We start from the raw sequence: 12,627 nt of genomic DNA on the forward strand, positions 1-12,627 counted from the left end.
GCTATGGCGCCCAACGCCGGGTTACTCATGCTTAACTAGGGGGGCCAGTTCTTTTGCCATCAGTTCGGCAATAAAAGGCTGCGCCGCCGGATTCGGGTGGATCCCGTCATCCTGCATCCACTCCGGCTTCAGGTAGACCTGCTCCATAAAAAACGGCACCAGCGGGATTGAATACTGCTTTGCCACTTTGGGATAGATGGCGGCGAAGGATTGCGTATAGCGTTTGCCGTAGTTGGCGGGCAGCATCACCTGCATCAGCAGCGGCTGCGCGTTTGCCGCCTTTACCTGGCTAATGATCTGGTTCAGATCCTGCTCTACCTGCTGCGGCGGGAAACCACGTAAACCGTCGTTGCCCCCCAGCTCAATCAGTACCCAGCGCGGCTGATGCTGTTTCAGCAGCGCCGGCAGACGTGCCAGTCCCTGCGTCGCGGTATCGCCACTTATGCTACCGTTAACAATCAACGGCGACTTTTGCCACTTATCATTGAGTAACGCAGGCCATGCGGCCGTGGCGGACATGCGGTAACCGGCACTCAGACTGTCGCCCAGCACCAGCAGCGTATCTGCCGCCGTCGCACGCAGCGTCATCAAGGCTAATAATAACAGGACAGGGTAATGCCAGCGGAAAACATTCTTGAAGTTCATCGTCTTAGTAAGTCCGTCGGTCAGGGTGATCATCATCTTTCCATCCTTACCGGAGTTGAGCTGGTTGTCAAACCGGCTGAAACCCTCGCGCTGATCGGCGAGTCGGGATCGGGCAAGTCGACGCTGCTCGGAATTCTGGCCGGGCTGGACGACGGCAGCGAAGGCGAAGTGCTGATGCTCGGCCAGCCACTGCACAAGATGAACGAAGAGCAGCGCGCGGCGCTGCGGGCGAAAAACGTCGGCTTCGTGTTCCAGTCGTTTATGCTGGTGCCGACCCTTAACGCGCAGGAAAACGTCCAGCTACCCGCCCTGCTGCGCGGCGACAGCGACCGCCAGAGCCGCGAACAGGCCGCCGCGCTGCTGGCCCAGCTGGGGTTAGGCGAGCGCCTGACGCACCTGCCCGCGCAGCTTTCCGGCGGGGAACAGCAGCGCGTGGCGCTGGCGCGCGCGTTTAACGGCCGCCCGGCGCTGCTGTTTGCCGATGAGCCGACTGGCAACCTCGACCGCAAAACCGGCGACCGTATTGCCGACCTGCTGTTTTCCATGAACCGCGACTTCGCCACCACCCTGATCCTCGTCACCCACGATGAACAGCTGGCCGCCCGCTGCGACCGCCGCTTGCGCCTGCGCGACGGCAAGCTGTGGGAGGAAGCATGATCTGGCGCTGGTTCTGGCGCGAGTGGAAGTCGCCCTCGCTGCTGATTGTCTGGCTGGCACTGACGCTGGCGGTGGCCTGCGTGCTGGCGCTCGGCTCGCTTAGCGACCGCATGGAGAAAGGGCTGAGCCAGCAGAGCCGCGACTTTATGGCCGGCGACCGCACGCTGCGCAGCGGCAAAGAAGTGCCGGAGGCGTGGCTGGCGCAGGCGCGTGCCGACGGCTTACAGGTCGGGCGCCAGCTGACGTTTATGACCATGACGTTCGCGGGCGATACGCCCCAGCTGGCCTCGGTGAAGGCGGTTGACGATCTCTACCCGATGTTTGGTGAGCTGAGCACTGCGCCAGCCGGGTTAAAACCGGCGGCGGGCACGGTGCTGGCCGCACCGCGACTGCTGGCGCTGCTCGAGCGTAAAGCCGGGGATAACCTCGACGTTGGCGATACCACGCTGCGCATTGCCGGCGAGGTGATTCAGGAGCCGGACGCCGGCTTTAACCCGTTCCAGACCGCGCCGCGCCTGCTGATGAACCTGGCCGACGTCGCGAAGACCGGTGCTATCCAGCCCGGCAGCCGCGTCACCTGGCGCTATAAGTTCTCCGGTACTCCGCAGCAGCTGGCGCGCTACGACAGCTATATCGCGTCGCGGATTACCCCGGAACAGCGCTGGATAAGCGTGGAGAACTCGGAGGATGCGCTGGGTAAATCGATGCAGCGCGCCCAGCAGTTCCTGCTGCTGTCGGCGCTGCTGACGCTGATGCTGGCCATTGCCGCCGTGGCGGTCGCCATGAGCCACTACTGCCGCAGCCGCTACGATCTGGTGGCGGTGCTGAAAACCCTGGGCGCCAATCGAGGGGCGCTGCGGCGGCTGATTGTCGGCCAGTGGCTGGCGGTGCTGCTGCTGGCGGCGATCGTCGGCAGCGCCATTGGCCTCGGCTTTGAAGCGTTGCTGCTACAAATGCTGCGCCCGGTGCTGCCCGGCGGACTGCCTGCCGCCAGCGCCTGGCCGTGGCTGTGGGCGGTGGGATCGCTGTTTGTGATTTCGCTGCTGGTCGGCCTGCGCCCGTATCGCCTGCTGCTGGCAACCCAGCCGCTGCGCGTGCTGCGGCGCGATGCGGTCGCCGATATCTGGCCGCTGAAGATCTACCTGCCGCTGATGGCGCTGGTGGTGATTGGCCTGCTGGCGCTGCTGGTCGGCGGCAGTAAGCTGCTGTGGGCGCTGGTGGCGGGCATTGTGCTGCTCTCGCTGCTGCTGGGTGCCATCGGCTGGGGGGGCCTGCTGCTGCTGCGCCGCCTGACGCTGCGCAATCTGGCCTTCCGCCTGGCGGTTAACCGCCTGCTGCGCCAGCCGTGGACGACCCTCAGCCAGCTGGCGGCGTTCTCGCTGTCGTTTATGCTGCTGGCCCTGCTGCTGGTGATGCGCGGCGATCTGCTGGACCGTTGGCAGCAGCAGATGCCGCCGGGCAGCCCGAACTACTTCCTGCTGAACATCACCGGGCAGCAGGTGCCGCAGGTGCAGGCCTTCCTTGAACAGCATCAGGTGAAGCCGGAAACCTTCTACCCGATTGCCCGCGTGCGCCTGACCGGGATTAACCACCAGCCCGCCGATCCTGAAATGGATAATTCGCTGAATCGCGAGCTGAATCTCACCTGGCTAAAAGATTTGCCGGACCATAATCCGCTGACCTCCGGCAGCTGGCCGCCGCAGCGCGGTGACGTGTCGATTGAGCAGGAGCTGGCCGGGCGGCTGGGGGTGAAGCTTGGGGATACGCTGACTTTTACCGGCGATACGCAAGAGTTCAGCGCCCGGATCACCAGCATGCGTAAAGTCGACTGGGAGAGCCTGAAGCCAAACTTCTTCTTTATCTTCCCGCCGGGCGCGCTCGACGGCCAGCCGCAGACCTGGCTGACCAGCTTCCGCCTTGACAATAACAGCGCGCTGCTGGCCCAGCTCAACCGCCAGTTCCCGACGCTCAGCCTGCTGGATATCGGCAGCATTATGCGTCAGATAGGGCAGGTGCTGGCGCAGGTTAGCCAGGCGCTGGAGATTATGGTGGTGCTGGTGACGGCCTGTGGCGTGCTGCTGCTGCTGGCGCAGATCCAGGTCGGGATGCGTCAGCGCCGTCAGGAGCTGGTGGTGTACCGCACGCTCGGCGCCAGCAAGAGGCTGCTGCACGGCACGCTGTGGTGCGAGTTTGCGCTACTCGGTCTGGTTTCCGGCGTGGCGGCCGCCATCGGTGCGGAAGCGGCGCTGTGGGGGCTGCAGCGCAAGGTGTTCGACTTCCCGTGGCAGCCGGATTACGTGCTGTGGGGGGCGCTGCCGTTAACCGGCGCGCTGCTGCTGTCGATCTGCGGCGGCTGGCTGGGTATTCGTCTGCTGAAGGGCAAGGCCTTGTTCAGAGGGTATTACGCGGAATAAAGCACGGAAGGGAGAGGCATGCCTCTCCCCTACTTAAGACGGATGATTACCCGAGTTTTTCCACCGCCCACGCAATGCCGCTGGCGTACTCCGGCGGCAGCATCGGTACCAGCGCATTCAGCGCTGCGCTTAACGCCGCCGGACTGACGTCCGCCAGATTAAGGTGGCCAATCTTGCGCCCGGCGCGCACCTCTTTCTCATACCAGTGCAGATGCACCAGCGGCTGGTTCAGCCAGTCGAGGTTCAGGTCAGTGCCGATCAGGTTCACCATAACCGCCGGGGTGCTGACCACTGGCGTGGGCAGCGGCAGGCCAAGAATCGCCCGCAGGTGTAGCTCAAACTGGCTGATAGACGCGCCGTTCTGCGTCCAGTGGCCGCTGTTGTGCACGCGCGGGGCCAGCTCGTTGATCAGCAGACCTTCCGGCACCACAAAGCACTCCATCGCCATCACGCCAACGTAGTTCAGCTCATTCATGATTGCCGACAGCATGCGCTCCGCCTGCTGCTGATGCTCTGCATTCACGTCCGGCAGCACCACGCTGGTGCGCAGAATGCCGTCCTGATGCAGGTTGTGCGTCAGCGGGTAGAATACGGTGTGACCGTCGTGCCCGCGCGCACCGACCAGCGACATCTCGCCGGAGAAGTTAATCCCCTGCTCAACAATGCACTCACCGTAGCAGTCAGCGGGCAGCGTCCCGGTTTCATCCGCACGCAGGCGCCACTGGCCGCGGCCGTCATACCCCCCGGTGCGGCGCTTAACGATGGCCAACTCGCCGAGGGTGGTGAACACCTGCGCCCACTCGTCGGCAGCGGACAGCAGTTGCCAGGGGGCCGTCGCCAGACCGAGGCGGTCCAGCAGCTGCTTCTGGGTTAAGCGGTCCGCCAGCAGCGGGAAAATGTCACGGTTAACGAAGGCGTTGTGGCTTGCCAGCTCGCGCGTCAGGGCGGTTTCCGGCCAGCGTTCAATCTCGGCGGTGATCACGCTCTGCGCAATCGGCAGCGCTTGCGGCTCGGCATCCAGCCCGACCGGATAAACCGCAATACCCAGCGGCTCTCCGGCCTGGCGCAGCATGCGGCCCAGCTGGCCGTTACCTAATACGCAAACCGGCTTCATGCTTCCACCTGCGGGTCCGGGTTGTTCAGCACGTCATCGGTCTGCGTCTGGCGCCAGTTTGCCAGGCGGCCCGCCAGCGCAGCATCGTGCAGTGCAAGGATCTGCGCAGCCAGCAGGGCGGCGTTCGCCGCACCGGCTTTGCCAATCGCCAGCGTACCGACCGGGATGCCGCGCGGCATCTGCACGATAGAGTACAGGCTGTCGACCCCGCTCAGCGCCGCGCTCTGCACCGGCACGCCCAGCACCGGCACCAGGGTTTTCGCAGCCAGCATGCCCGGCAGATGCGCCGCGCCGCCTGCACCCGCAATAATCACCTGGAAGCCGTTATCGGCGGCCTGTTCGGCAAAGCTGAACAGTTTGTCCGGGGTTCGGTGCGCAGACACCACTTCACAGTGGAACGGAACGTCGAGGCTGGTGAGGATTTCCGCTGCAAACTGCATGGTTGCCCAGTCACTTTTGGAACCCATAACAATAGCAATGCGGGCCGGGGCGGCGTTGGATGACATGCGGGTCTGACTCCTGTGATTGTAAAACGTCACCGCAGCAGCACGGATACGGGCTGCGGGGTGGGAAGGGCAGAGAGAATATCACGACTGCGCGGCGAGGAAAACGGTTGCGTGGCGTCAACTGGCGCAGGATGGCGCCAAAATTTTGATTCAGAACGGGAAGGAAATCAGCGCAATCTCATCAGGGCCGACTTTGATCATCGAACCCTCTTCGTGCCAGGCGCCGAGCACCAGGCGTTCGGCGGGCTGACCGTTAATGTTCAGTGCATGCACGGCCGGGCGATGAGTATGCCCGTGGATCAGACAGGGCACCTGATGGCGGCTCATGGCGTCGACCACCGCCTGCGGATTGACATCCATAATCGCGAGATCTTTATTGCGGTTGGCCTGCTTGCTGCCGTTGCGCATCTTGCGCGCGATGCGCTGGCGCACGAACAGCGGCAGGGCAAGGAAAACGCGTTGCAGCCAGCGCTGTTGCACCTTCTGGCGATAGCGCTGATAGCCCTCGTCGTCGGTACACAGCGTGTCGCCGTGCATAATCAGCACGCGCCTGCCGTACAGCTTCAGCACCTGCTCTTGCGGCAGCAGCGTCATCCCCGCCGCGCGCGCGAAGCGTTTCCCGACCAGGAAATCGCGGTTGCCGTGGATAAAATAGCAGGGGATGTTGAGCTGGTGCAGCGCGGTCGCCACTTCGGCGTGCAGCGGGTTCGGGTCGTCGTCACCGATCCAGGCTTCAAACAGATCGCCGAGAATATACAGCGCATCGGCGTGCTGCGCTTCACGGCGTAAAAAATGCAGAAAACCGGCAGTGATTGCCGGTTCTTCAGTACACAGATGCAGATCTGCGATAAACAGCGTGTGCGACATTATTCGCTGACGGTGACTTTCTGGATAATCACATCGTCTTTTGGCACATCCTGGTGCATGCCGCTGCGGCCGGTAGACACGGCTTTGATTTTCTCAACCACGTCCATACCTTCAACCACTTCAGCAAACACGCAGTAACCCCAGCCCTGCAGGCTTTCGTCACGGAAGTTCAGGAAGTCGTTGTCTGCCACGTTAATAAAGAACTGCGCGGTAGCCGAGTGAGGAGCCTGAGTACGCGCCATTGCCAGCGTGCCTTTGGTGTTTTTCAGACCGTTGCTGGCTTCGTTCTGGATCTCAGCTTTGGTCTCTTTCTGCTTCATGCCCGGCTCAAAGCCGCCGCCCTGGATCATAAAGCCGTTGATCACGCGGTGGAAGATGGTGTTGTCGTAGAAACCTTCGCGGCAGTATTCCAGGAAGTTCGCAACGGTAGCCGGTGCTTTATCGTCGAAAGTTTTGATGACGATATCGCCATGATTAGTCTGGAAAGTAACCATTTTCTCATCCTGTCAGGGTTGGAGTATTTAACATTGAGCGCCGGGGGCGGAGACGTAAGTCTTCCCCGTGCGACAGACGGCTCTTATATCACAAAAAGTGATGGCTCGTCAGCCCCGCTGCATAAAGGAAGCGGCAATACCCTTGCTTTACATAGCGCTGGGGGTAAAAATACGTCAGAATGTTCGATTCACTTTTTATCGTAATCCCGCACACGCTTAAACGGAATGTCTCAATGCTAAAGATCTTCAACACCCTGAGTCGTCAAAAAGAGGAATTCAAACCTATTCATGCCGGAAAGATTGGCATGTACGTGTGCGGCATTACCGTTTACGACCTCTGCCACATCGGCCACGGCAGGACTTTCGCCGCGTTCGACGTGGTGGCCCGCTACCTGCGCTACAGCGGTTATCAGCTGAACTATGTGCGTAATATCACCGATATCGATGACAAGATCATCAAACGCGCTAACGAAAACGGTGAGACCATCGAACAGCTGACCAACCGTATGATCGCCGAGATGCACAAGGACTTCGCCGCGCTGAACATTCTGCCGCCGGACCTGGAGCCACGCGCCACGCGCCATATCGGCGAGATTATCGAGCTGGTAGAAAAGCTGATCGCCCGCGAACACGCCTACGTTGCCAGCAACGGCGACGTGATGTTCTCCGTCGACAGCGACCCGAACTACGGCTCCCTGTCGCGCCAGGATCTGGAGCAGCTGCAGGCCGGCGCTCGCGTTGAAGTGGCCGAGAACGTTAAGCGTAACCCGATGGACTTCGTACTGTGGAAGATGTCGAAAGCTGATGAGCCAGGCTGGGGATCTCCATGGGGCATGGGCCGCCCTGGCTGGCACATTGAGTGCTCGGCGATGAACTGCAAGCAGCTGGGTGAGCACTTTGATATCCACGGCGGCGGCTCTGACCTGATGTTCCCGCACCATGAAAACGAGATTGCCCAGTCCACCTGCGCCCACGACGGCCCGTATGTGAACTACTGGATGCACTCCGGCATGGTGATGGTGGACCGCGAAAAGATGTCGAAATCGCTGAACAACTTCTTTACCGTGCGCGACGTGCTGGAGCACTACGACGCCGAGACCGTGCGCTACTTCCTGATGTCCGGCCACTATCGCAGCCAGCTGAACTACGGCGAAGATAATCTCAATCAGGCACGATCCGCGCTGGAGCGCCTGTATATCGCTATCCGTAACACCGACGCCCATGCTGAAGTGGCCGGTGGCGAAGAGTTTGAAACCCGCTTCCGCGAAGCGATGGACGACGACTTCAACACCCCTGAAGCCTACTCGGCGCTGTTCGACCTGGCGCGTGAAGTCAACCGCCTGAAGGATACCGACAAAGCGGCCGCGAACGGGCTGGCGGCGCGCCTGCGCGTCCTGGCGGGCGTGCTCGGCCTGCTGGAGCAGGACCCGGAACAGTTCCTGCAAAATGGCGCCAATATCAATGACGAAGAGGTGGCGCAGATTGAAGCGCTGATCCAGATGCGTATTGATGCGCGTAAAGCGAAAGACTGGGCGCAGGCCGACGTGGCGCGCGACAAACTCAACGAGATGGGCATCGTGCTGGAAGACGGCGCGGGCGGCACTAGCTGGCGCCGTAAGTAACCCCGGGGGGCGCGTGATAACGCGCCCCTGTTTTTTGGACCCTGCCAACATGATCAAACAACTCTCCCTCACCAACTACCGCTCCATCCGTTTCCTCGAAATGGAACTCGGGCAGCTGAACGTGATCACCGGCCCCAACGGCTGCGGCAAATCCAACCTGTATAAAGCGGTGCGCCTGCTGCATGAAGCGGCCAGCGGGCAGCTCTCACCCGCGCTGGCGCAGGATGGGGGTATTCAGAAGGCGATGTGGGCAGGTGGCCCGCGGCGTGGCGAGCGGCGCGGTGACGGCAAACGGATGATTCTGTCGGCGGAGATGGATACCTTCGACTATCAGCTGGAGATTGGCTTCCCCGAACCCTTGCTCAGCCTGTTTAACCTTGACCCTGTGGTAAAAAAAGAGCAGCTGTGGCTAAGCGGCCATCAGCGGCGGCGGGCGGCACAGCTGCTGGAGCGGGTGAATCAGACGGCATTTCTGCAAAATTTTGATGGCGAGCGGGTGACCTACCCGGTTTCGCTGCAGGAGGAGGAGTCGGTGTTTGGTCAGCTCTCCGAGCCGCATCTCTATCCGGAGGTTTCTCAGGTACGGGAGAACCTGCGCGGCTGGCGCTTTTACCATGAGTTCGCGGTGTGGCCCGGCAGCGCCCTGCGTGCCCCGCAGGTCGGCATCCGTTCGCCGATCCTGGCGCATGACGGCAGCAACCTCGCCGCCGCGTTTGAGACGATTCGTGAGCGCGGCCACAGCGAGCTGCTGTTCTCGACGCTGGAACGCGCCTTTCCCGGCAGCCATTTTTCAGTGGAGTCACAAAGCGGACGGTTTCAGATGCTGATGCATCGCGAGGGGATCCTGCGCCCGCTGGATGCTGCCGAACTCTCTGACGGTACGCTGCGCTTCCTCTGTCTGGTGGTGGCGCTGCTCAGCCTGCGCCCACCCGCGTTTATGGCGCTCAACGAGCCGGAAAACAGCCTGCACCCGGACCTGCTCCCGGCGCTGGCCCAGCTGATTGCCGAAGCCAGCCGGTACAGCCAGATCTGGGTCACCAGCCACTCCCCGCTGCTGGCGCAGCTGATCGCCGAACACAGCGAAATCCGCCACTACCAGCTGCACCAGGTCGACGGCGCCACGCAGGTCGTCACCTCGTAGGGGACGGGCATGCCCGTCCCGCTGTGACGTAGCTACCGACCCTCTTTTTCGGTCGGCCCGTATTTTGGTTTCGCGCAGGGACCGCGATCAAAAAAGGCCGCCCGCAGGCAGCCTTTCTGGTTGAGCGTTGACTCAGTCGGTGACCGTAACGCTTTCGCCGTCAAACTCAACCGTCTGACCCGCCACAATTTTGCAGCGCTTGCGGGTCTCTTTCACGCCATTCACCGTGACGTGACCGCCAGAGATCATGATTTTTGCCATCGCGCCGCTCTCGACCCAGCCTTCCAGCTTCAGCAGGTCACAGAGATCGACATGGGGATGATCGCCCAGAGAGAAAGTTGCCATTATGCTGATGCTCCATCGTCGTTATTTTCACAGGCCTGCAGGGTATTCTGGATCAGGGTTGCCACTGTCATGGGACCGACGCCGCCCGGCACCGGAGTGATATAAGCCGCGCGCTCGCAGGCCGCATCAAACTCCACATCGCCGACCACTTTGCCGCTCTCCAGACGGTTAATCCCGACATCGATCACGATCGCGCCGGGCTTAATCCACTCGCCGGGAATAAAGCCCGGCTTGCCCACCGCGACCACCAGCAGATCGGCGTGCTCAACGTGATGACGCAGATCTTTGGTAAAGCGGTGAGTGACGGTGGTGGTGCAGCCGGCCAGCAGCAGCTCCATGCTCATCGGGCGGCCGACGATATTGGAGGCGCCCACGACCACGGCGTTCAGGCCGTAAGTATCAATATTGTAGCGCTCTAACAGCGTCACGATGCCGCGCGGCGTACACGGGCGCAGCTTTGGCGCACGCTGGCACAGGCGACCGACGTTGTAAGGGTGGAAGCCGTCCACGTCTTTATGCGGGGCGATATGCTCCAGCACCTTAACGTTGTCGATGCCCGCAGGCAGCGGCAGCTGCACCAGGATACCGTCGATTTCCGGATCGTTGTTTAACGCGGTGATCAGGTCAAGCAGCTCTGCTTCGCTGGTGGTGGCGGGCATATCGTAAGAGCGCGAGAGGAAACCGACCTCTTCGCAGGCACGACGCTTGCTGCCGACATAAATCTGCGAGGCCGGGTTCTCACCGACCAGCACAACCGCCAGGCCAGGGGCACGTTTACCGCCCGCCAGACGCTGCTGTACCAGCTCTGCAACCTCTTGTCGCACCTGCTGCGCAATCGTTTTACCGTCAATAATTTTTGCTACCATCAGAGAGGGGATCCATCTGTGTTGAGTTAAATCGGGGATTGCGCCTATTTTGTCAGAAGCGGACGCTGCTGTCAGGCACAGATTCGCCAGTTAGCGTGCAATCGTGCAGCATCGGATTAATCCGTGCTTACAATTCCCGGTTAATTCCTAATTCATTTCCTCTCAGGCTGTGCCAGGATTGATTCGTAACACGGCAAATCATCGAAAAGATAAAGAGGGAATAATGAAAAATACTATTATTGCACTGTCTGCTTTACTGCTGGCTTCCCCGGTTTTCGCGGCAACCGTGACTGATAACACCGTTGCGGAAGCGCACAAAGGCGCCGATACCGCCAAAGAGAAGCTGCACAAAACCCAGCACGAGGGTTCTGAGATGAAGCTGAAGGCGAAGCACGCCGCGGAAGGTGAGAGCAACTCTACCAGCAGCAAAATCTCCGAAGGCACCCAAAAGGGCTGGGACAAAACCAAAGAAGGCACCGAGAAAGGCTGGGATAAAACCAAGCAGGGCGCCGAAGAGCTGAAAAACAAAGTGACCAACTAAGGCATTCTGTTCACCGCGCCAAAGATCAACCCACCGCACCCGGTGGGTTTTTTTATGGCTGACGGCCAGCGGGTCGCCTCACGACTGTTCATTAGTTCAGCATTAGATGCCCGGCGGCAGTAAAATCGTTGACTCAGCGGGATCGCACCGTATAATCCGACCCAATCACCATGCGCCCTTAGCTCAGTTGGATAGAGCACCGGCCTTCTAAGCCGTAGGTCACAGGTTCGAATCCTGTAGGGCGTACCAATAATTTTCAATCAGTTACGCAATTCTTAATCCCGCCTGAATGTCTCCCTGCATGTAGAGTAGCTTGCCTGGCTGCTACGGAATATCACACCACGATTGCACCACGCCATTTCCAGCATTTGGCTGTTCAGTTTGCTTTCCGGAGAGAACGGCATGGCGTTTGTTTGCCAATCCACGCTCCCTTATCCACTGACAGGCTGTTCTGAATCAGTCTAATATAATGTGATAACACCTACCGGAGGCTGCTGTTGATGAAGAAGTCAGAACTCCCTACGAAAATCTGCAGCGTGTGCGGGCGCCCTTTTACATGGCGCAAAAAGTGGGAAAAGTGCTGGGATGAAGTGCGCAAATGCTCAGAGCGCTGCCGTCGAAAGTAAGGGTTTAGTCCTCATAAAAGGCCGCCAGAGGAGCAAGTGACCCCATTCTATCTTCCACAGTGAGCATTACTGCGTCCCGCCCATTTCAGCAATCTTGTTCCACCCAAGGATGGAGAGCGGCTTGCAGTGTATTTCTTTCTGTCAGAGTTCCCACCCAACCAAAAATGCTAAAGCTCAAAATTCAGCCAAATAAATCCTTGTCGCGGGTCAGCATCTGACACTATGATCCCTGCGCTGCCCCACAATGGGCAGCCGGGTTTGACAGCCTGTTTCAAAGTGCGGAAATAAACCGCTATAATTCAGCGGTTTTTTATTTCCGTCAGGACGCGTTACGCTAAAATAATGGTGAGGCGTAGCGGGGGAGTGCTTGCGCTCGCCGGGTTCCACTTTGACCGGTCTGTCAACCCTGTTACGTCTTGCCACCCCGATTGACAGCGGTGTGGTGAGGTAAAAAACACTCCAAAGTGAGATAATCCACATGACCACTGAAAACACCTCCTACGCCGTGCTTTCTGCCCCCGAAATGGACGGTATGTTTACCGCCACCGCCGTGACTGAACCGGAATTGCTCGACCAGTGTCGTGCGCTGGTTTACGCCATCACCGAGCTGACCAACTCCACCGCCCGCGACTGTCTCACCTGGCTGTTAATGGAACGGCTGGAGATTATGCGGGAGGTTGCGGATGCGTAACCAGGGGCTGGCGGCAAAGGCGGTGGGGGAATAACGCTCGGGGTACGGTCGATCAGGCTGAACTGCCTGCGGCTTTACTCAGCACGCGATTCCCCGCT

The 12,627-nt window shown here is 60.2% G+C and carries 14 protein-coding genes and 1 tRNA gene; 8 read left to right on the plus strand and 7 right to left on the minus strand.

The features are described 5' to 3' along the window. Positions 1–21 precede the first annotated feature (21 nt). Complete coding sequence (gene tesA / locus J2Y91_RS13900; RefSeq protein ID WP_048916881.1) at positions 22–645, minus strand: multifunctional acyl-CoA thioesterase I/protease I/lysophospholipase L1; 624 nt, start codon at positions 643–645, stop codon at positions 22–24. On the opposite strand from tesA, the gene ybbA reads away from it, so the two are divergent. Together ybbA and ybbP are read left to right on the plus strand one after the other, a co-directional pair. Next, on the plus strand, positions 616–1,302 hold the full coding sequence (gene ybbA / locus J2Y91_RS13905) for a putative ABC transporter ATP-binding protein YbbA (protein ID WP_133624248.1): 687 nt from the start codon (positions 616–618) through the stop codon (positions 1,300–1,302). The two genes, tesA and ybbA, sit on opposite strands and share 30 nt — an antisense overlap. Further along, on the plus strand, positions 1,299–3,716 hold the full coding sequence (ybbP, locus tag J2Y91_RS13910) for a putative ABC transporter permease subunit YbbP (RefSeq protein WP_133624247.1): 2,418 nt from the start codon (positions 1,299–1,301) through the stop codon (positions 3,714–3,716). The genes ybbA and ybbP overlap by 4 nt, the downstream gene beginning before the upstream one ends. Positions 3,717–3,762: 46 nt before the next feature. Here ybbP and purK read toward each other — a convergent pair whose 3' ends face one another. The 4 genes from purK to ppiB form a co-directional block, all read right to left on the minus strand. Then, positions 3,763–4,830, minus strand: coding sequence for a 5-(carboxyamino)imidazole ribonucleotide synthase (gene purK, locus J2Y91_RS13915; RefSeq protein WP_133624246.1), 1,068 nt, complete (start codon positions 4,828–4,830; stop codon positions 3,763–3,765). Further along, positions 4,827–5,336, minus strand: coding sequence for a 5-(carboxyamino)imidazole ribonucleotide mutase (gene purE / locus J2Y91_RS13920; protein ID WP_048916860.1), 510 nt, complete (start codon positions 5,334–5,336; stop codon positions 4,827–4,829). Before purE ends, purK begins: the two co-directional genes overlap by 4 nt. 150 nt (positions 5,337–5,486) lie before the next feature. Then, positions 5,487–6,203, minus strand: a complete 717-nt coding sequence (gene lpxH, locus J2Y91_RS13925) for a UDP-2,3-diacylglucosamine diphosphatase (protein WP_133624245.1) — start codon at positions 6,201–6,203, stop codon at positions 5,487–5,489. Further along, the gene (gene ppiB, locus J2Y91_RS13930; protein WP_048916858.1) at positions 6,203–6,697 is read right to left on the minus strand and encodes a peptidylprolyl isomerase B; all 495 of its coding nucleotides are present in this window, start codon (positions 6,695–6,697) and stop codon (positions 6,203–6,205) included. The genes lpxH and ppiB overlap by 1 nt, the downstream gene beginning before the upstream one ends. Before the next feature lie 233 nt (positions 6,698–6,930). On the opposite strand from ppiB, the gene cysS reads away from it, so the two are divergent. Next, a complete protein-coding gene (gene cysS, locus J2Y91_RS13935) occupies positions 6,931–8,319 on the plus strand; it encodes a cysteine--tRNA ligase (RefSeq protein WP_133624244.1) in 1,389 nt (462 codons plus the stop codon). A gap of 49 nt (positions 8,320–8,368) precedes the next feature. Continuing rightward, positions 8,369–9,460: an AAA family ATPase gene (locus tag J2Y91_RS13940; RefSeq protein ID WP_133624243.1), complete on the plus strand. Its 1,092-nt coding sequence runs from the start codon at positions 8,369–8,371 to the stop codon at positions 9,458–9,460. 132 nt (positions 9,461–9,592) lie between these two features. Here the strand turns inward: J2Y91_RS13940 and ybcJ are convergent, their stop codons facing one another. Continuing rightward, positions 9,593–9,805, minus strand: coding sequence for a ribosome-associated protein YbcJ (gene ybcJ, locus J2Y91_RS13945; RefSeq protein WP_048916855.1), 213 nt, complete (start codon positions 9,803–9,805; stop codon positions 9,593–9,595). After that, entirely contained in the window at positions 9,805–10,671 is an 867-nt protein-coding gene (gene folD, locus J2Y91_RS13950; RefSeq protein ID WP_133624242.1) for a bifunctional methylenetetrahydrofolate dehydrogenase/methenyltetrahydrofolate cyclohydrolase FolD, read from the minus strand. Before folD ends, ybcJ begins: the two co-directional genes overlap by 1 nt. Positions 10,672–10,894: 223 nt before the next feature. Between folD and J2Y91_RS13955 the strand changes: the two genes are divergently transcribed. The 4 genes from J2Y91_RS13955 (at position 10,895) to J2Y91_RS13970 (ending at position 12,529) form a co-directional block, all read left to right on the plus strand. After that, positions 10,895–11,212, plus strand: coding sequence for a KPN_00521 family repetitive protein (locus J2Y91_RS13955; protein WP_048916880.1), 318 nt, complete (start codon positions 10,895–10,897; stop codon positions 11,210–11,212). Between the two features lie 172 nt (positions 11,213–11,384). After that, positions 11,385–11,461, plus strand: a tRNA-Arg gene (locus J2Y91_RS13960). 251 nt (positions 11,462–11,712) lie between these two features. Continuing rightward, complete coding sequence (locus tag J2Y91_RS13965) at positions 11,713–11,838, plus strand: DUF2256 domain-containing protein (protein ID WP_099754181.1); 126 nt, start codon at positions 11,713–11,715, stop codon at positions 11,836–11,838. A 478-nt stretch (positions 11,839–12,316) separates the two neighbouring features. Further along, on the plus strand, positions 12,317–12,529 hold the full coding sequence (locus tag J2Y91_RS13970) for a hypothetical protein (RefSeq protein ID WP_133624240.1): 213 nt from the start codon (positions 12,317–12,319) through the stop codon (positions 12,527–12,529). The last annotated feature ends 98 nt before the right edge of the window (positions 12,530–12,627 follow it).

Source organism: Erwinia aphidicola (genome assembly GCF_024169515.1).
Classification (GTDB): Bacteria; Pseudomonadota; Gammaproteobacteria; order Enterobacterales; family Enterobacteriaceae; genus Erwinia; species Erwinia aphidicola.